We start from the raw sequence: 18238 nt of genomic DNA, 5'->3' as shown, positions 1-18238 counted from the left end.
TCCCGCGCCACCCGGGACGCAAGGCCCTTGACCAAGTTAGTGATTGAGTACTAACTTAGCCGCATGGTCAGGATGAGCGCAGAGGAACGGCGTGAGAGCGTCATTCGCGCGGCGACGAGCGAGTTCGCCCGGGGCGGCTACCACGGCACGTCCACGGAGGACATCGCCAAGCGCGTGGGCGTCTCCCAGCCGTACCTCTTCCGTCTCTTCCCGGGCAAGAAGGCGATCTTCCTCGCGGTGGCGGAGCGCTGCCTGCGGGACACGCGGGAGGTTTTCGAGAGGGCGTCCGAGGGACTGCACGGCGAAGAGGCCCTGCACGCCATGGCCGAGGCCTACTCGCAGCTGATCGCGGACCAGCCCGAGAAGCTCCAGATGCAGTTGCAGGTGTACGTCACCGTCGCCGCCGCCGAGGCGGCCGGGGACCACGAGTTCGGCGAGATGGTGCGCAAGGGGTGGCTCGAGATCTGGGACACCGTGCATCTGCCGCTGGGGGCGGACATCGGGCAGACGACGACCTTCCTGGCCTACGGCATGCTGATCAACACCCTGGTCGGGATGGGGTTCCCGCCGGGGCACCGCGTCTACGGCGGCATCTACGAATCCGGGCAGGCCAAGACCGGCCGGGAAGGCGCGTAGGGGCGCGCGAACGAGGGCTGGGAGCGAGTACTCGTCGCTCACGCACGCCCGTAAAAGTTAGTCATCAATTACTAATCAATCATCACGTCACGGCGAGTGCACACCCTCTGGGGGAGAGATGTCACAGCACGGAGCACGTCGGAACACACACCACACACCTCGCGGGGGAGCCGTCTGGGCCCTCGTCATCACCAGCGTCGCCGGCTTCATGGCGGCCCTGGACAACCTCGTCGTCACCACCGCCCTGCCCTCCATCCGCGAGGATCTGGGCGGCGCGCTGCACGACCTGGAATGGACCGTGAGCGCCTACACGCTCACCTTCGCCGTCCTCCTGATGTTCGGCGCGGCACTCGGCGACCGCTTCGGCCGCCGCAAGCTCTTCCTCGTCGGCCTCACCGTCTTCACCGGGGCCTCCGCCGCCGCGGCCGTGGCGCCCGGCATCGACTCGCTCATCGCGGCCCGCGCGGTGCAGGGCGTCGGCGCGGCGATCATGATGCCGCTGACGTTGACCCTGCTCACGGCTGCGGTACCCGCCGAGCGCCGCGGAATGGCGTACGGCATCTGGGGCGCGGTCAACGGGCTCGCGGTGGCCTCCGGGCCGCTGGTCGGCGGCAGCCTCACCGAGCACATCTCGTGGCAGTGGATCTTCTGGCTGAACGTTCCGCTGGGCCTGGCCCTGCTGCCGCTCGCCCGCCTCCGCCTCGCCGAGTCCCACGGCACCGGCGCCCCGCTCGACATACCCGGCACCCTGCTCGCCAGCGGCGGACTCTTCGGCATCGTCTACGGCCTGGTCCGCGGGCCCGTCGACGGCTGGACCGGCGCCGTGGTGCTGACCGCCCTCTTCGCCGGGGTCGCACTGCTGGTCGGCTTCGTCCTCTACAGCACCCGTGCCAAGAACCCCATGCTCCCCATGCGGCTGTTCCGCTCCCGCGCCTTCTCCGGCGTCAACGCGGCGAGCCTGCTGATGTTCCTGGGGATGTTCGGCTCGATCTTCCTGCTCAGCCAGTACATGCAGCTCGTGCTCGGCTACTCGCCCACCGAGGCGGGCCTGCGCATGCTGCCCTGGACCGGCATGCCGATGCTGGTCGCGCCGATCGCCGGCATCCTCTCCGACCGCGTCGGAGGCCGCCCGGTGGTCGCCGCCGGACTCGTCCTCCAGGCGGCCGGGCTCGGCTATCTGGCCTCCGTGATCACGGCCGACGCCTCCTACGCGATCCAGCTGCCCGGTCTGATCGTCAGCGGAATCGGCATGGCCCTCTACTTCGCCCCCGCCTCCGCCCTGGTGATGTCCAGCGTCGCTGCGAAGGAGCAGGGCATCGCCTCCGGCGCCAACAACGCACTGCGCGAGGTGGGCGGCGCGCTCGGTATCGCGGTCATGTCGTCGATCTTCGCGGCGCAGGGCGGCTACGAGTCGGCGCAGACCTTCGTGGACGGACTGCGACCCGCGGTCGCCGTGGGCGCCGCGGTGGTGGCCCTCGGCGGCCTCGCGGCCCTGGCGATCCCGGCGCGCCGCCGGACCGGCGACGGGGAAGGGGGCGCCTCGGCCGGACCGGCGCCGGAGCCGGCCCCGGCGCCGGAACCGGTCCTCGCCGCGACGCGCCCGACGACCCCCCACTGACCGCGCGACACCTGAAGCCCGAGCACAACGGACACGAGAGGAGTACGACATGCCCACCCTTCCCTGGACCGTGCCGAACCGCCCTCCCCGGGCCACCGAGGTCCACGTCTTCGCCTCCCGCTTCGAGACCCGCACCCTGTGGGGAGCGCTGAAGTTCCTGGCGCGCACGCCGGGCGTGTGGCGGCAGGTCGGGAGCGCGCCCGGGGCATACGGCGCCTCCCTGAGGGCGGAGCCGTTCAAGCGGACCTTCTGGACGCTCTCCGCCTGGGAGTCGCCCGAGGCCCTCAAGGCCTTCGCCCGCTCCGGCACCCACGCGCCGACCTCCCGCGGCCTGTCGGCACAGATGCGGGACTCGAAGTTCGCCTCCTGGCCGGCGTCGAGCGACGAACTACCGGTGAGCTGGGCGGAGGTACGCAGGCGCCTGACGTGAGAACGGGCCCGGGCACCCGCCCGGCGACGCCCCGGCCGGGCCGGCCGGGGCGTTCCCGCGTTCCCCACCGCTCGGTGCCGTGGGTGCCGTCGGCGGCGTCTCGTAGTCTTGAGCGCGTGCAGGAACTCCACGACGCTCCCCTCGCCCCGCTGACCACCTTCCGACTGGGCGGGCCCGCGACCCGGCTGGTCACGGCCACGACCGACGCCGAGGTGATCGCCGCCGTCCGCGAGGCCGACGACACCGGGACCCCGCTCCTGCTCATCGGCGGCGGATCCAACCTGGTCATCGGCGACAAGGGCTTCGACGGCACCGCCCTGCACATCGCCACGCGCGGCTTCCGGCTCGACGGCACGACGCTCGAGCTGGCGGCCGGCGAGATCTGGACCGACGCGGTCGCCCGTACCGTCGAGGCCGGTCTGGCGGGCGTCGAGTGCCTGGCCGGCATCCCCGGCTCGGCGGGCGCGACCCCGATCCAGAACGTCGGCGCGTACGGCCAGGAGGTGTCCGCCACGATCACCGAGGTCACGGCGTACGACCGCCGCAGCCGCGAGACGGTCGCCCTCTCCAACGCGGACTGCGCCTTCTCCTACCGCCACAGCCGCTTCAAGGCCGAGCCCGAGCGCTACGTCGTCCTGCGGGTCCGCTTCGAGCTGGAGGACGCCGACGGTCTCTCCGCGCCGCTGCGCTACGCCGAGACGGCCCGCGCCCTGGGCGTCGAGGCCGGCGACCGGGTGCCGCTGACGGCCGCCCGGGAAACGGTGCTGAAGCTGCGCGCGGGGAAGGGCATGGTGCTGGACCCCGAGGACCACGACACCTGGTCGGCCGGGTCGTTCTTCACCAACCCGATCCTCACGGACGAGGAGTTCGCCGCGTTCCGCTCCCGCGTCGCCGAACGCCTGGGTGACGCCGTGGAGCCGCCCGCCTTCCCGGCGGGTGAGGGCCGCGTCAAGACCTCCGCGGCCTGGCTGATCGACAGGGCGGGCTTCACCAAGGGGTACGGCGACGGCCCCGCCCGCATCTCCACCAAGCACACCCTCGCCCTCACCAACCGCGGCGGGGCGACCACCGAGGACCTGCTCGCGCTGGCCCGCGAGGTCGTCGCCGGAGTCCACGAGGCCTTCGGCGTGACGCTGGTCAACGAACCGGTGACGGTCGGCGTCGGCCTCTGACGGCCGGCCTCAATAGGCGACGCCCGGCCGGGGGGCTCAGTAGGCGACGCCCACACCCTGCTTGACGGTCCCCGTGTCCTCGATCATGGCGAGCATCGCGTGGGCGACGTCCGCCCGGCCCGCGAAACGCCCCTTGGGCGGGAAACCGCCGACCACCGTCCGGTACCGGCCGGTCAGCGGCTTGTCCTGCAATCGCGGCGGGCGGACGGCCGTCCAGTCCAGGCCACTGCGCGCCACCTCGTCCTCCATGGCGCGCAGATCGACGTACACGTCCTTCAGCACGGCGGAGACGATGCCGCGCACGGCGCGGTCCACGAACCCGCTCTCGCGTGGCTCGGGTCCCACCGGGGCGGCACTGACGACCAGCAGCCTGCTCACGCTCTCGGCCCGCATCGCGTCGAGCACCGTGTGGGTCAGCCGGGTGGCGACCCCCGCGTCCTTCCGGCTGCGGGCGCCGAGCCCGGACAGCACGGCGTCCCGCCCGGCCACCGCCGGACGCACCGCCGCCGGGTCTCCCAGCTCCGCGCGGAACACCTCCAGGCCCTCGCCGGTCACGGACAGCCGCGCCGGGTCCCGTACGACGGCGGTCACCCGGTGTCCCGCGCCGAGCGCCTGCCGGACGATCTCCTGACCGATTCCTCCGGTGGCACCGAAGACGGTGAGTCTCATGGCACACCCCATCCATACGCGTCCGAACGGACCGGTGGGTGAGTACTCACTCACCCCCACTCCCTCTAGAGTGAGCAAGCACTCACCCCCGAGTCAACCCCCGACTGGAGCAGCCATGCCCTCCGCCAAGCCGGCCAGGGAACGCATCCTGGACGCCGCCCACGAGCTGATGCTGACCGTCGGGCTCGCCCGGGCCACCACGAAGGAGATCGCCAGGGTGGCTGGCTGCTCCGAGGCCGCGCTGTACAAGCACTACGCGAGCAAGGAGGAGCTGTTCATCCGGGTCCTGTCCGAGCGGCTGCCCCGGCTGACCCCCTTGCTCCGGGGCCTCGCGGCCGAGCCCGGACGGGCCCCGCTCGAGGACAACCTCACGGAGATCGCCCGCCAGGCCGCGCTCTTCTACGAACAGAGCTTCCCGATCGCCGCCTCGCTGTACGCGCAGACCCAGCTCAAGCGCCGGCACGACGACACGATGCGTGAACTCGGCACCGGGCCGCACCTGCCGATCGAGGGCCTCGACGCCTATCTGCGGGCCGAGCAGGCGGCGAAGCGGGTCAGGTCCGACGCGGACACGTTCGCGGCCGCGTCGCTTCTGCTGGGCGCCTGCGCACAACGGGCCTTCGCGTACGAGGCGACACCGACCGGCGTACGCCCGCCGGTCGACGCGTTCGCGCGCCGTCTGGCCCGGACGCTGCTCGCGGGACTCGGCTGACCCGCGCCCCGCCCGCGGCCCTTCCTAGGCCGCCAGCCAGTCGTCCACCCCCGCGAGCAGCTTCGCCTTCATCTCCTCCGGCGCCGCCGACCCCCGCACCGACTGGCGCGCCAGCTCCGCCAGCTCCGCGTCCGTGAACCCGTGGTGCTCGCGCGCGATCTCGTACTGGGCGGCCAGCCGGGCCCCGAACAACAGCGGATCGTCCGCGCCCAGCGCCATCGGCACCCCCGCCTCGAACAGCGTCCGCAGCGGCACGTCCTCCGGCTTCTCGTACACGCCCAGGGCGACGTTCGACGCCGGGCACACCTCGCACGTCACCTGCCGGTCCGCCAGCCGCTTCAGCAGCCGGGGATCCTCCGCCGCCCGCACACCGTGCCCGATCCGGTCCGCCTCCAGGTCGTCCAGGCAGTCCCGCACCGACGCCGGGCCGGTCAGCTCACCCCCGTGCGGCGCGCTCAGCAACCCCCCGTCCCGCGCGATCGCGAACGCCCGGTCGAAGTCCCGCGCCATGCCCCGCCGCTCGTCGTTCGACAGTCCGAAGCCGACGACGCCGCGCTCCGCGTACCGCACCGCCAGCCGCGCCAGCGTCCGCGCGTCCAGCGGATGCTTCATCCGGTTCGCGGCCACCAGCACCCGCATCCCGATCCCGGTGTCCCGCACGGTCGTCTCCACCGCGTCCAGGATGATCTCCAGCGCCGGAATCAGCCCGCCCAGCCGGGGCGCGTACGACGTCGGATCGACCTGGATCTCCAGCCACCCCGACCCGTCCCGCAGATCCTCCTCGGCGGCCTCCCGCACCAGCCGCTGGATGTCCTCCGGCGTTTGCAGGCACGACCGCGCCGCGTCGTACAGCCGCTGGAAGCGGAACCAGCCCCGCTCGTCCGTCGCCCGCAGCTTCGGCGACTCCCCGCGGCCCAGCGCCTCGGTCAGCGTCTCGGGCAGCCGTACGCCGTGCTTGTCGGCCAGTTCCAGCAGGGTGGTGGGCCGCATCGACCCGGTGAAGTGCAGGTGGAGATGGGCCTTGGGCAGTTCAGAGACATCACGTACACGCTCCATTCCGTGATCCTGCCGTACGACACGCCCGGCCCGACAGCACTTTCCCCGTACGTGGTCTTGCTCGCACAAACAAAGGGGGCCACACCGGAACGTTCCGGTGTGGCCCCTGGAGCGGGCGGGGGACGGTCAGTCCCGCGCCTCCGCCAGCAGCTTCTGGATCCGGCTCACGCCCTCGACGAGGTCCTCGTCCCCGAGCGCGTACGACAGCCGCAGGTACCCCGGCGTGCCGAACGCCTCACCGGGCACCACCGCGACCTCGGCCTCCTCCAGGATGAGCGCGGCCAGCTCGACCGAGTCCTGCGGACGCTTGCCGCGGATCTCCTTGCCGAGCAGCGCCTTCACCGACGGGTAGGCGTAGAACGCGCCCTCGGGCTCCGGGCAGAGCACGCCGTCGATCTCGTTGAGCATCCGCACGATGGTCTGGCGGCGCCGGTCGAAGGCCTCCCGCATCTTCGCCACGGCGTCCAGGTCGCCGGAGACCGCGGCCAGCGCCGCCGCCTGGGAGACGTTGGCCACGTTGGAGGTGGCGTGCGACTGGAGGTTGGTCGCGGCCTTGACCACGTCCTTCGGGCCGATGACCCACCCGACCCGCCAGCCGGTCATCGCGTACGTCTTCGCCACGCCGTTGACCACGACGCACTTGTCGCGCAGCTCGGGCAGCAGCGCCGGCAGGGACACCGAGACGGCGTCGCCGTAGACGAGGTGCTCGTAGATCTCGTCGGTCAGCACCCACAGGCCGTGCTCGACGGCCCACTCGCCGATCGCCTTGGTCTCGGCCTCGCTGTACACGGCGCCCGTCGGGTTCGACGGCGACACGAACAGGACGACCTTGGTCTTCTCGGTGCGCGCGGCCTCCAGCTGCTCCACCGTCACCCGGTAGCCGGTCGTCTCGTCGGCGACCACCTCGACCGGGACACCGCCGGCCAGCCGGATCGACTCCGGGTACGTCGTCCAGTACGGCGCCGGGACGATGACCTCGTCGCCCGGGTCGAGGATCGCGGCGAAGGCCTCGTAGATGGCCTGCTTGCCGCCGTTGGTGACGAGGATCTGCGACGGGTCCACCTCGTAGCCGGAGTCGCGCAGCGTCTTCGCGGCGATGGCGGCCTTCAGCTCGGGCAGCCCGCCGGCCGGTGTGTAGCGGTGGAACTTCGGGTTCTTGCACGCCTCGACGGCGGCCTCGACGATGTAGTCCGGCGTCGGGAAGTCGGGCTCACCCGCGCCGAAGCCGATCACGGGACGTCCGGCGGCCTTGAGGGCCTTCGCCTTGGCGTCCACGGCGAGGGTCGCGGACTCGGAGATCGCGCCGACTCGGGCGGAGACCCGGCGCTCGGTGGGAGGGGTTGCAGCGCTCATGACCCCATCGTTCCAGACCGGAAACCTCACGGGCACAGGGGTTTCACGGACTGAACCGGACCGGTCCACGCCCTGAACTCCAGTCCGGTCCACGGCCTGAACATCAGTCCGGACGTGCTTTCTGTTCGACGCCCGGCCCGTGAGCACGTACACTCTCACCTCGTTGGCCTTCAGCGGCCCGCGATCACCCGGTGCACACCAAGCATCCGGGCGGATGCGGTACGTTGGGGGACGAACAAAGGGTCGTAGCTCAATTGGTAGAGCACTGGTCTCCAAAACCAGCGGTTGGGGGTTCAAGTCCCTCCGGCCCTGCTACACACACCATCGCCAGGATGTGTGCGCATGTACGTACAGCAATGCACCGCCGTGCGGCTCCAACCGGGCGCGGCACGGCCACGACCCGGAATCAGGTGAGGACGAGTGACGGACGCCGTGGGCTCCATCGACATGCCTGATGCCCAGGACGAGGCGCCGGACTCCAAGAAGAAGTCCCGCAAGGGCGGCAAGCGAGGCAAGAAGGGCCCGCTGAAGCGGCTCGCGCTCTTCTACCGCCAGATCGTCGCGGAACTGCGCAAGGTCGTCTGGCCCAGCCGCAACCAGCTGACGACGTACACCACCGTGGTGATCATCTTCGTGGTCATCATGATCGGCCTGGTGACTCTGATTGACTATGGCTTCTCTCACGCCGCCAAGTACGTCTTCGGCTGAGTCGAGAGCGAAGGGCGCCGAGGTACCCGGCGCCCCTTTCGCGTGTTCCACCCCTATGTATCCAGGAAGAAGCAGCCACAGTGTCTGACCCGAACGTGAACGACGCCATCGAGCCGGTCGAGTCCGTCGAGGACGAGCTCGGCACCGTCGAGGGCGCCGACAACGAGGACACCGAGGCCTCCGTCGAGGCCGAGGCTGCCGACGACACGGTCGTCGCGGAGACGACGGAGACGGACCGGGCGGACGAGGCGGACGCCGAAGCGGACGAGACCGCCGAGGCGGCCGACGAGGCCGACGCCGAAGCCGGTGAGGCCGAGGCCGAGTCCGACGAGCCCGACGTCGACCCGATCGAGAAGCTCCGCCAGGAGCTGCGCGTCCTGCCCGGCGAGTGGTACGTCATCCACACCTACGCCGGTTACGAGAACCGCGTGAAGACCAACCTCGAGCAGCGCGCCGTCTCGCTCAACGTCGAGGACTACATCTTCCAGGCCGAGGTGCCGCAGGAAGAGGTCGTCCAGATCAAGAACGGCGACCGCAAGACGATCCGCCAGAACAAGCTGCCGGGTTACGTGCTGGTCCGCATGGACCTCACCAACGAGTCCTGGGGCGTCGTCCGCAACACCCCCGGCGTCACCGGCTTCGTCGGCAACGCCTACGACCCGTACCCGCTGACGCTGGACGAGATCGTCAAGATGCTCGCCCCGGAGGCCGAGGAGAAGGCCGCCCGCGAGGCCGCCGAGGCCGAGGGCAAGCCGGCGCCGCAGCGCAAGGTCGAGGTCCAGGTGCTGGACTTCGAGGTCGGCGACTCGGTCACCGTCACCGACGGCCCCTTCGCCACCCTCCAGGCCACGATCAACGAGATCAACGCCGACTCGAAGAAGGTCAAGGGCCTCGTCGAGATCTTCGGCCGCGAGACCCCGGTCGAGCTGAGCTTCGACCAGATCCAGAAGAACTAGTTCTTCTCGGACGTACGCTTCCGCGCAGGTCAGGCAGGACCCTCGGGGACTGTCTGACCTGCTCGGTTTTTGGCCGCGCATCCATACCCGTTATCGTTGTGCGGTATGCCTGTGTCCGGGTAGCTCCCGGACGTGGGCAGGACCCGAATCGAAAGGACCCGGAGAGCTATGCCTCCCAAGAAGAAGAAGGTCACGGGGCTCATCAAGCTCCAGATCCAGGCCGGTGCCGCGAACCCGGCTCCGCCGGTCGGCCCCGCGCTGGGTCAGCACGGCGTCAACATCATGGAGTTCTGCAAGGCCTACAACGCCGCGACCGAGTCGCAGCGCGGCTGGGTCATCCCGGTGGAGATCACGGTCTACGAGGACCGCTCCTTCACCTTCATCACCAAGACGCCGCCGGCCGCCAAGATGATCCTCAAGGCCGCGGGCGTGGAGAAGGGCTCCGGCGAGCCGCACAAGACCAAGGTCGCGAAGATCACGCGTGACCAGGTCCGTGAGATCGCCACCACCAAGATGCCCGACCTCAACGCCAACGACCTGGACCAGGCGGAGAAGATCATCGCCGGTACCGCGCGTTCCATGGGCGTCACGGTCGAGGGCTGACCCTCCACCCCCGTAAGTCAAGCAGTAGTGGCAGGGCCTGCTCGGCCCGGACCACGACTCCTAAGAAGCCACAGGAGCAGTAGTGAGCAAGCGCAGCAAGTCTCTCCGCGCTGCGGACGCCAAGATCGACCGGGACAAGCTCTACGCCCCGCTCGAGGCCGTCCGTCTCGCCAAGGAGACCTCCACCTCCAAGTTCGACGGCACCGTCGAGGTCGCCTTCCGTCTGGGTGTCGACCCGCGCAAGGCGGACCAGATGGTCCGTGGCACCGTGAACCTCCCGCACGGCACCGGTAAGACCGCCCGGGTCCTGGTCTTCGCGACCGGTGACCGTGCCGAGGCCGCGCGTGCCGCGGGCGCCGACATCGTCGGCGCCGACGAGCTGATCGACGAGGTGTCGAAGGGGCGTCTGGACTTCGACGCCGTCGTCGCCACCCCGGACCTCATGGGCAAGGTCGGCCGCCTCGGCCGCGTGCTCGGTCCCCGTGGTCTCATGCCGAACCCCAAGACCGGCACCGTGACCCCGGACGTCGCCAAGGCTGTCAACGACATCAAGGGCGGCAAGATCGAGTTCCGCGTCGACAAGCACTCGAACCTGCACTTCATCATCGGCAAGACGTCGTTCGACGACACCAAGCTGGTGGAGAACTACGGCGCGGCGCTGGAGGAGATCCTCCGTCTGAAGCCGTCCGCCGCCAAGGGCCGCTACATCAAGAAGGCCGCCATCAGCACCACGATGGGCCCCGGCATTCCGCTGGACTCCAACCGCACCCGCAACCTCCTCGTCGAGGAGGACCCGGCCGCGGTCTGAGCGAACAGCTCGCCCCACCGGTTCACGGGCCCCGCACCTTCCGAGGTGCGGGGCCCGCGCCTTTTCGGCCGACCCCTTTTCGGCCGGCCCCTTCGGCGGCCCCCTATCGGCCGTCCCTTTCGCCCCGTCCCCTTTTCCGGCGCCCTGGGTTAGCGTGCGGGCACCGGACCCGCGCATGGGGCGCAGGAGCCGTACGGGGCGCAAGGGGTGGGCGGATGACGGGTACGAGGGCACGCCGTACGGTCGCCTCGATCGCGGTGTCCGCCGCGCTGGCGTGCGGCAGCGCGTGCACCGCCGGCGAACCGCCCGCGGCCGCGCCGGCCACCTCCACCCCACCGCGGCCGACCGCCCCGTCCTCTGGTCCCCCGGCCCTCACCGGCCCCTCGGCGGACGCCCTGCGGGCCGTCGAACGGGCCACCGGGCGGGCGGGTTCGGCGCGGGTGGAGTCCACGACCGTGATGGGCCGCGAGCTGTCCCTCGAGGCCGAGGGCGCCCTCGGCTGGCGCGACGACGGCCTCACCGGCACCCTGACGATCACCTACACCGGTGGCACGACAGCCGAGACCATGCGCCGCCTCGGCACCACCGCGATGGAGGCCCGGTACCTGCCCGACGCCTACTACGCCCGGGTCGGCGACGAGTTCGCCGAACGGGTGGGTGGCCGGCACTGGATCAAGTACGTCTACGAGGACCTGGAGGACCTCGGCGGCGGGGCGGGCGCCGGGTTCGCCGACCAGATGCGCAACACCACGCCGAACCAGGCGGTGAAGCTGCTGCTGACGGCCGGGGACGTGCTCAAGGTGGGCGAGGAGACGACACGCGGCCGGAGCACCACGCACTGGTCCGGCACGGTGGGCACGGAGACCGCCCAGACCGTCGACATCTGGGTCGACGACCGGGACCTGCTGGTCAAGAAGGTCGAGCGAGGACGCACGAAGACCGGAGAGCTGACCCAGACCGCCTACTACAGCGACTACGGCGTCACGGTCTCCGCGCAGCGCCCGCCGGCCGGGGACACCACGGACTTCAAGGAACTGCTCAGGTCACAGGCGGGTTGAGGTTCGTCCGGCGGCCCGGAATTCACAAGATCGTTCGAACCGATTCGGATACGCTCGCGTCCTTGTCCTGGAGAACTCCTGTGGAGCAGCGGTGCGTTTCCTGTGACGACCGCGCCCCTTGTGCTCCCTGAATCCCGTGGGGGGATATCGATGAAGACTTCCGTACGCGTGCCCGTGGGCGCCGGTCTCGCCGCACTGCTGCTCGCCGCCGGGGCGGTGGGCTGCGGCAAGGAGGACTCCGCGTCCCCGGAGATGACGCCCGCGGCCGCCGTCGCCAAGGCGGCGAAGAACTCGGAGGAGATCAACTCCCTCCACTACCGCCTGACCGGCAAGACGCCCGAGGAGGGCCGCATCAAGGCCGAGGCCGAGATGCAGATGAAGCCGACGCTCGCGATGAGCATGAAGATGACGGCCCTCGACCAGGGAGCCGAGGGCACCGCGGAGATCCGGCTCGTCGACAAGGCCATGTACATCGGCGGCGGCCCCGAGGCGGCCAAGGAGATGGACGGCAAGCGCTGGATCAAGTTCGACCTGTCCGGCACGGGCGTCGACGAGCAGATGAACCAGATGGGCAGCGCCTCCCAGGCCGACAAGAACCCGGCGACCGAGTCCACCTTCCTCACCGGGGCCAAGGACGTCGAGAAGGTCGGCACCGAGACCGTCGAAGGCGTGAAGACCACCCACTACAAGGGCACCGTCACCCTCGCCGACCTGGAGAAGACCATCGGGGACGAGGGAGAGGCCACCCGGGAGAAGCGCCAGAAGAGCCTCGAGCAGTACGAGAAGATGGGCGTCGACAAGCTCACCATGGACATGTGGGTCGACGGCGACGACCGGACCAAGCAGTTCCGCATGCGGGCCGACGCGGACAAGGGCCCGCTGGACATGACCTTCACCTTCCTCGGCGTCAACGAGCCCGTGAAGGTCAGCGCCCCGCCGGCCGCGGAGGTCGCCGACCTGGCCGAGATGATGGAGGAGTCCCAGCAGGGCTGAGGCGTCGCACGCCGGGCCCGGCCGGGTCGCCGCTGGGGCGGATTTGCTTGACACTGCCCCGTTCACGTACGCTTCCACAGAAGCCAAAGACCGCTGGTCGTTGCCGTGTGTTCGAAAGAGGGCACGGTGGCCGAAGGATCCGCTGAACTGCGGACGACCCGCGCAGGTGACTGTGGATGAGCTCCCGGAAGTCCCCGCCCCGTGCGGATGACGAACGGTCGAGCCACGCCCCGAGCGCCTGCGCCGGGGCGTTTCGTTTTCCCCAGTCCTCCTTCGGGTCCGCGCGGTCCGAATCACCCGGAAGGAGGCCGAGGCTCTATGGCGACGCCCGAAAAGGCTGCCGCGGTTGCCGAGCTGACGGACAAGTTCCGCAGCTCCAACGCCGCCGTGCTGACCGAGTACCGCGGTCTCACCGTGGCGCAGCTCAAGACGCTGCGCCGGTCGCTCGGTGAGAACGCCCAGTACGCCGTGGTGAAGAACACGCTGACCAAGATTGCGGCCAACGAGGCCGGGATCACGCTCGACGACCAGCTCTTCGCTGGTCCGACGGCCGTCGCCTTCGTCACCGGTGACCCGGTGGAGTCGGCGAAGGGTCTGCGCGACTTCGCCAAGGACAACCCGAATCTCGTCATCAAGGGCGGTGTCCTTGACGGCAAGGCGATGACCGCCGACGAGATCAAGAAGCTTGCGGACCTCGAGTCCCGCGAGGTTCTGCTCTCCAAGCTGGCCGGTGCCTTCAAGGCGAAGCAGTCCCAGGCTGCCTCCGTCTTCCAGGCGCTGCCCTCGAAGCTCGTCCGCACCGTGGACGCGCTCCGTGCCAAGCAGGACGAGCAGGGCGGTGCCGAGTAACTCGGCTCGCTTTCTGATCCGGGCCGCCTGAGCGGCACGGGTCGCAGCGGGCCGACGTACGCCCGCCACACCCCGTACATCCGGCACCTGCCGAATTAGTGGAAGGACCGCCATCATGGCGAAGCTCAGCCAGGACGACCTGCTCGCCCAGTTCGAGGAGATGACCCTCATCGAGCTCTCCGAGTTCGTGAAGGCCTTCGAGGAGAAGTTCGACGTCACCGCCGCCGCGGCCGCCCCGGTCGTCGTCGCCGGTGGCGGTGCCGCCGCCGGTGGCGCCGAGGCCGCCGAGGAGAAGGACGAGTTCGACGTCATCCTCACCGGTGCCGGCGACAAGAAGATCCAGGTCATCAAGGTCGTGCGCGAGCTGACCTCCCTGGGTCTGAAGGAGGCCAAGGACCTCGTGGACGGCGCCCCGAAGCCCGTCCTCGAGAAGGTCGCCAAGGACGCCGCGGACAAGGCCAAGGAGTCCCTCGAGGGCGCCGGCGCCTCCGTCGAGGTCAAGTAAGACCGCACCGGCACCACGGATCCGTCAGGGTCTGTAACGCCGTAGCACCGAAGAGCGATCATCCATCCGGGTGGTCGCTCTTCGGCGTATCCGGGGTCCGGCGGCGGCTGCCTTGCACCTGTGACGGTGAAGAGTAGGGTGATCTTCGTCGTGCCGTCTCCGGGGCCCTGAGAGCCGCTGGAGACAACCGGTTCGGGCCAAGGGGGGCCTTGACGAACCGCACGCAGCGCGCAATTCTCAGGGCGTCGTCAAAGGATCCGAATCCGAGGCATGGATCGACGGCGAAGAGGGCAGTATCTGGGTGCGTTGAGGGCGAGGCCTTGCCGCACAGGTGGTGAGAACAACGAGGAGCGAACACGGTCCCCGAGAACCGCACTGGACATCAGTGGGCCAAGTGGCTACACTGACCCTTTGCGCTGCCTGTTAGCTGCCCCCTGCCCGTCACCAGGGGTCTGCCCTCGCCCGAGCACTGACGACCAGAGCATGTCTGACCTGGCTCTTTAGCCACATCAGGCACCCCCTGTCTCCGTGCACGGAAGAGGGGCCGGTACGCGCGTAGTGAGTCCGAGCCCTCGGAAGGACCCCCTCTTGGCCGCCTCGCGCAATGCCTCGACCGCGAATACGAACAACGCTGCCAGCACCGCCCCGCTGCGCATCTCCTTTGCAAAGATCAAGGAGCCCCTCGAGGTTCCGAACCTCCTGGCGCTGCAAACCGAGAGCTTCGACTGGCTCCTCGGCAACGACGCCTGGAAGGCTCGCGTCGAGTCGGCTCTGGAGTCCGGTCAGGACGTCCCCACCAAGTCCGGTCTGGAGGAGATCTTCGAGGAGATCTCCCCGATCGAGGACTTCTCCGGGTCGATGTCGCTGACGTTCCGCGACCACCGCTTCGAGCCCCCGAAGAACAGCATCGACGAGTGCAAGGACCGCGACTTCACGTACGCGGCCCCGCTCTTCGTCACCGCCGAGTTCACCAACAACGAGACCGGCGAGATCAAGTCCCAGACGGTCTTCATGGGCGACTTCCCGCTCATGACCAACAAGGGCACCTTCGTCATCAACGGCACCGAGCGTGTCGTGGTCTCGCAGCTGGTCCGTTCGCCCGGCGTCTACTTCGACTCCTCCATCGACAAGACGTCCGACAAGGACATCTTCTCCGCCAAGATCATCCCGTCCCGGGGTGCCTGGCTGGAGATGGAGATCGACAAGCGCGACATGGTCGGTGTGCGCATCGACCGCAAGCGCAAGCAGTCCGTGACCGTCCTCCTCAAGGCCCTCGGTTGGACCACCGAGCAGATCCTCGAGGAGTTCGGCGAGTACGAGTCCATGCGCGCCACCCTGGAGAAGGACCACACCCAGGGCCAGGACGACGCGCTGCTCGACATCTACCGCAAGCTGCGTCCGGGCGAGCCCCCCACGCGTGAGGCCGCGCAGACGCTGCTCGAGAACCTCTACTTCAACCCGAAGCGCTACGACCTCGCCAAGGTCGGCCGCTACAAGGTGAACAAGAAGCTCGGCGCGGACGAGCCGCTGGACGCCGGCGTGCTCACCACCGACGACATCATCGCCACCATCAAGTACCTGGTGAAGCTGCACGCCGGTGAGACCGAGACGGTCGGCGAGTCGGGCCGGGAGATCGTCGTCGAGACCGACGACATCGACCACTTCGGCAACCGCCGCATCCGCAACGTCGGCGAGCTGATCCAGAACCAGGTCCGTACGGGTCTCGCCCGTATGGAGCGCGTCGTGCGCGAGCGCATGACCACCCAGGACGTCGAGGCGATCACGCCGCAGACCCTGATCAACATCCGGCCGGTCGTCGCCTCCATCAAGGAGTTCTTCGGCACCAGCCAGCTGTCCCAGTTCATGGACCAGAACAACCCGCTGTCGGGGCTGACGCACAAGCGTCGTCTGAACGCCCTCGGCCCGGGTGGTCTCTCCCGTGAGCGGGCCGGCTTCGAGGTCCGCGACGTGCACCCGTCGCACTACGGCCGCATGTGCCCGATCGAGACGCCCGAAGGCCCGAACATCGGTCTGATCGGCTCGCTCGCCTCGTACGGCCGCATCAACCCGTTCGGCTTCATCGAGACGCCGTACCGCAAGGTCGTCGACGGCCAGGTCACCGACGAGGTGGACTACCTGACCGCCGACGAGGAGGACCGCTTCGTCATCGCGCAGGCCAACGCCACGCTCAACGACGACATGCGGTTCGCCGAGGCCCGCGTCCTGGTCCGCCGCCGCGGCGGCGAGGTCGACTACGTCCCCGGTGACGACGTCGACTACATGGACGTCTCGCCGCGCCAGATGGTGTCGGTCGCCACCGCGATGATCCCGTTCCTGGAGCACGACGACGCCAACCGTGCCCTCATGGGCGCGAACATGATGCGTCAGGCGGTGCCGCTCATCAAGAGCGAGTCCCCGCTGGTCGGCACCGGCATGGAGTACCGCTCCGCCGCCGACGCCGGCGACGTGGTCAAGGCCGAGAAGCCGGGTGTGGTCCAGGAGGTCTCCGCGGACTACATCACGACGACCAACGACGACGGCACGTACATCACGTACCGCCTGGCCAAGTTCTCCCGGTCCAACCAGGGCACCTCGGTCAACCAGAAGGTCATCGTCTCCGAGGGCGACCGCGTCATCGAGGGCCAGGTCCTCGCCGACGGTCCGGCCACCGAGAACGGCGAGATGGCGCTCGGCAAGAACCTGCTGGTCGCGTTCATGCCGTGGGAGGGTCACAACTACGAGGACGCGATCATCCTGTCGCAGCGCCTCGTGCAGGACGACGTCCTCTCCTCGATCCACATCGAGGAGCACGAGGTCGACGCCCGTGACACCAAGCTCGGCCCCGAGGAGATCACCCGGGACATCCCGAACGTCTCCGAGGAGGTCCTCGCCGACCTCGACGAGCGCGGCATCATCCGCATCGGTGCCGAGGTCGTCGCCGGCGACATCCTGGTCGGCAAGGTCACGCCCAAGGGTGAGACCGAGCTGACGCCGGAGGAGCGCCTGCTCCGCGCGATCTTCGGTGAGAAGGCCCGTGAGGTCCGCGACACCTCGCTGAAGGTCCCGCACGGCGAGATCGGCAAGGTCATCGGCGTCCGCGTCTTCGACCGCGAGGAGGGCGACGAGCTTCCCCCCGGTGTGAACCAGCTGGTGCGCGTGTACGTCGCGCAGAAGCGCAAGATCACCGACGGTGACAAGCTCGCCGGCCGGCACGGCAACAAGGGCGTCATCTCCAAGATCAACCCGATCGAGGACATGCCGTTCCTGGAGGACGGCACGCCCGTCGACATCATCCTGAACCCGCTGGGTGTCCCGTCCCGAATGAACCCGGGACAGGTCCTGGAGATCCACCTCGGCTGGCTCGCCAGCCGCGGCTGGGACGTCTCCGGCCTCGCGGAGGAGTGGGCGCAGCGCCTCCAGGCGATCGGCGCCGACAAGGTCGAGCCCGGCACCAACGTCGCCACCCCGGTCTTCGACGGTGCGCGCGAGGACGAGCTGGCCGGCCTGCTCCAGCACACCATCCCGAACCGGGACGGCGAGCGCATGGTGCTCCCGACCGGCAAGGCGCGGCTGTTCGACGGCCGCAGCGGTGAGCCGTTCCCGGACCCGATCTCGGTCGGGTACATGTACATCCTCAAGCTCCACCACCTGGTCGACGACAAGCTGCACGCCCGGTCGACCGGCCCGTACTCGATGATCACCCAGCAGCCGCTGGGTGGTAAGGCCCAGTTCGGTGGCCAGCGCTTCGGTGAGATGGAGGTGTGGGCGCTGGAGGCTTACGGCGCCGCGTACGCCCTCCAGGAGCTGCTGACCATCAAGTCCGACGACGTGACCGGCCGCGTGAAGGTCTACGAGGCCATCGTCAAGGGCGAGAACATCCCTGAGCCCGGCATCCCCGAGTCCTTCAAGGTGCTCATCAAGGAGATGCAGTCCCTGTGCCTCAACGTGGAGGTGCTGTCCTCGGACGGCATGTCCATCGAGATGCGTGACACCGACGAGGACGTCTTCCGCGCAGCGGAGGAGCTCGGCATCGACCTGTCGCGGCGCGAGCCGAGCAGCGTCGAAGAGGTCTGACGGGAGTCAGGCGGGGCCTCTCACGCAGAGGCCCCGCC

17 protein-coding genes and 1 tRNA gene are annotated in these 18238 nt (G+C 69.4%); 15 read left to right on the top strand and 3 right to left on the bottom strand.

The genetic code is table 11. The features are described 5' to 3' along the window. The first annotated feature begins 63 nt into the window (after positions 1–63). The 4 genes from D1J63_RS15175 to D1J63_RS15160 all read left to right on the top strand — a co-directional run bounded on the left by D1J63_RS15175 (position 64) and on the right by D1J63_RS15160 (position 3856). A complete protein-coding gene (locus D1J63_RS15175; RefSeq protein ID WP_125629271.1) occupies positions 64–636 on the top strand; it encodes a TetR/AcrR family transcriptional regulator in 573 nt (190 codons plus the stop codon). 118 nt (positions 637–754) lie between these two features. Continuing rightward, positions 755–2254 (top strand): MFS transporter, encoded by a 1500-nt coding sequence (locus D1J63_RS15170; RefSeq protein ID WP_125629270.1) that lies wholly within the window; start codon positions 755–757, stop codon positions 2252–2254. A 49-nt stretch (positions 2255–2303) separates the two neighbouring features. Next, positions 2304–2684 carry a DUF3291 domain-containing protein gene (locus tag D1J63_RS15165; RefSeq protein WP_102929481.1) on the top strand — a complete coding sequence of 127 codons (381 nt, stop codon included), beginning with the start codon at positions 2304–2306 and terminating at the stop codon, positions 2682–2684. Positions 2685–2767: 83 nt separating this feature from the next. Beyond that, positions 2768–3856, top strand: coding sequence for a UDP-N-acetylmuramate dehydrogenase (locus D1J63_RS15160; protein ID WP_277601475.1), 1089 nt, complete (start codon positions 2768–2770; stop codon positions 3854–3856). Positions 3857–3892: 36 nt separating this feature from the next. On the opposite strand, the gene D1J63_RS15155 is transcribed toward D1J63_RS15160, so the two are convergent. Next, on the bottom strand, positions 3893–4525 hold the full coding sequence (locus D1J63_RS15155; RefSeq protein ID WP_125629268.1) for an NAD(P)-binding oxidoreductase: 633 nt from the start codon (positions 4523–4525) through the stop codon (positions 3893–3895). 115 nt (positions 4526–4640) lie between these two features. On the opposite strand from D1J63_RS15155, the gene D1J63_RS15150 reads away from it, so the two are divergent. Continuing rightward, complete coding sequence (locus D1J63_RS15150) at positions 4641–5237, top strand: TetR/AcrR family transcriptional regulator (protein ID WP_125629267.1); 597 nt, start codon at positions 4641–4643, stop codon at positions 5235–5237. Between the two features lie 24 nt (positions 5238–5261). Here D1J63_RS15150 and D1J63_RS15145 read toward each other — a convergent pair whose 3' ends face one another. Both D1J63_RS15145 and D1J63_RS15140 read right to left on the bottom strand, forming a co-directional pair. Further along, entirely contained in the window at positions 5262–6293 is a 1032-nt protein-coding gene (locus D1J63_RS15145; protein WP_125629266.1) for an adenosine deaminase, read from the bottom strand. Positions 6294–6419: 126 nt separating this feature from the next. Further along, entirely contained in the window at positions 6420–7646 is a 1227-nt protein-coding gene (locus tag D1J63_RS15140; RefSeq protein ID WP_125629265.1) for a pyridoxal phosphate-dependent aminotransferase, read from the bottom strand. A gap of 239 nt (positions 7647–7885) precedes the next feature. Between D1J63_RS15140 and D1J63_RS15135 the strand changes: the two genes are divergently transcribed. From D1J63_RS15135 to rpoB, 10 genes are all read left to right on the top strand, one after another. Next, positions 7886–7958: transfer RNA gene (locus D1J63_RS15135), tRNA-Trp, on the top strand. 108 nt (positions 7959–8066) lie between these two features. Then, positions 8067–8354, top strand: a complete 288-nt coding sequence (secE, locus tag D1J63_RS15130) for a preprotein translocase subunit SecE (RefSeq protein WP_007443916.1) — start codon at positions 8067–8069, stop codon at positions 8352–8354. Positions 8355–8434: 80 nt separating this feature from the next. Next, positions 8435–9310: a transcription termination/antitermination protein NusG gene (gene nusG, locus D1J63_RS15125; protein ID WP_125629264.1), complete on the top strand. Its 876-nt coding sequence runs from the start codon at positions 8435–8437 to the stop codon at positions 9308–9310. A 168-nt stretch (positions 9311–9478) separates the two neighbouring features. Then, positions 9479–9913 (top strand): 50S ribosomal protein L11, encoded by a 435-nt coding sequence (gene rplK / locus D1J63_RS15120; RefSeq protein WP_003974315.1) that lies wholly within the window; start codon positions 9479–9481, stop codon positions 9911–9913. A gap of 82 nt (positions 9914–9995) precedes the next feature. Continuing rightward, positions 9996–10721: a 50S ribosomal protein L1 gene (gene rplA, locus D1J63_RS15115; protein ID WP_030145437.1), complete on the top strand. Its 726-nt coding sequence runs from the start codon at positions 9996–9998 to the stop codon at positions 10719–10721. A 215-nt stretch (positions 10722–10936) separates the two neighbouring features. Next, complete coding sequence (locus D1J63_RS15110) at positions 10937–11779, top strand: hypothetical protein (protein ID WP_125629263.1); 843 nt, start codon at positions 10937–10939, stop codon at positions 11777–11779. A gap of 150 nt (positions 11780–11929) precedes the next feature. Then, positions 11930–12772, top strand: a complete 843-nt coding sequence (locus D1J63_RS15105) for a DUF1396 domain-containing protein (RefSeq protein WP_125629262.1) — start codon at positions 11930–11932, stop codon at positions 12770–12772. Positions 12773–13090: 318 nt separating this feature from the next. After that, a complete protein-coding gene (gene rplJ, locus D1J63_RS15100; RefSeq protein WP_030145440.1) occupies positions 13091–13621 on the top strand; it encodes a 50S ribosomal protein L10 in 531 nt (176 codons plus the stop codon). Positions 13622–13736: 115 nt separating this feature from the next. After that, on the top strand, positions 13737–14126 hold the full coding sequence (gene rplL / locus D1J63_RS15095) for a 50S ribosomal protein L7/L12 (RefSeq protein ID WP_030400191.1): 390 nt from the start codon (positions 13737–13739) through the stop codon (positions 14124–14126). 588 nt (positions 14127–14714) lie between these two features. Beyond that, entirely contained in the window at positions 14715–18200 is a 3486-nt protein-coding gene (gene rpoB / locus D1J63_RS15085; protein ID WP_102931490.1) for a DNA-directed RNA polymerase subunit beta, read from the top strand. The last annotated feature ends 38 nt before the right edge of the window (positions 18201–18238 follow it).

The sequence above is a fragment of the Streptomyces sp. KPB2 genome (genome assembly GCF_003950055.1).
Lineage (GTDB): Bacteria > Actinomycetota > Actinomycetes > Streptomycetales > Streptomycetaceae > Streptomyces > Streptomyces salinarius.
The sequence above is the reverse complement of the archived record's forward strand: the minus strand, read 5'-3'. Positions and strand labels throughout refer to the sequence as shown.

Excerpts from the sequence above, each read along its gene's own strand:
- D1J63_RS15105 (WP_125629262.1), top strand. The coding sequence starts at position 11,930 with ATGAAGACTTCCGTACGCGTGCCCGTGGGCGCCGGTCTCGCCGCACTG.
- rplL (WP_030400191.1), top strand. The coding sequence starts at position 13,737 with ATGGCGAAGCTCAGCCAGGACGACCTGCTCGCCCAGTTCGAGGAGATG.
- D1J63_RS15150 (WP_125629267.1), top strand. The coding sequence starts at position 4,641 with ATGCCCTCCGCCAAGCCGGCCAGGGAACGCATCCTGGACGCCGCCCAC.
- rplJ (WP_030145440.1), top strand. The coding sequence starts at position 13,091 with ATGGCGACGCCCGAAAAGGCTGCCGCGGTTGCCGAGCTGACGGACAAG.
- D1J63_RS15155 (WP_125629268.1), bottom strand. The coding sequence starts at position 4,525 with ATGAGACTCACCGTCTTCGGTGCCACCGGAGGAATCGGTCAGGAGATC.
- D1J63_RS15140 (WP_125629265.1), bottom strand. The coding sequence starts at position 7,646 with ATGAGCGCTGCAACCCCTCCCACCGAGCGCCGGGTCTCCGCCCGAGTC.
- D1J63_RS15175 (WP_125629271.1), top strand. The coding sequence starts at position 64 with ATGGTCAGGATGAGCGCAGAGGAACGGCGTGAGAGCGTCATTCGCGCG.
- D1J63_RS15165 (WP_102929481.1), top strand. The coding sequence starts at position 2,304 with ATGCCCACCCTTCCCTGGACCGTGCCGAACCGCCCTCCCCGGGCCACC.
- rplK (WP_003974315.1), top strand. The coding sequence starts at position 9,479 with ATGCCTCCCAAGAAGAAGAAGGTCACGGGGCTCATCAAGCTCCAGATC.
- D1J63_RS15110 (WP_125629263.1), top strand. The coding sequence starts at position 10,937 with ATGACGGGTACGAGGGCACGCCGTACGGTCGCCTCGATCGCGGTGTCC.
- D1J63_RS15170 (WP_125629270.1), top strand. The coding sequence starts at position 755 with ATGTCACAGCACGGAGCACGTCGGAACACACACCACACACCTCGCGGG.
- D1J63_RS15145 (WP_125629266.1), bottom strand. The coding sequence starts at position 6,293 with ATGGAGCGTGTACGTGATGTCTCTGAACTGCCCAAGGCCCATCTCCAC.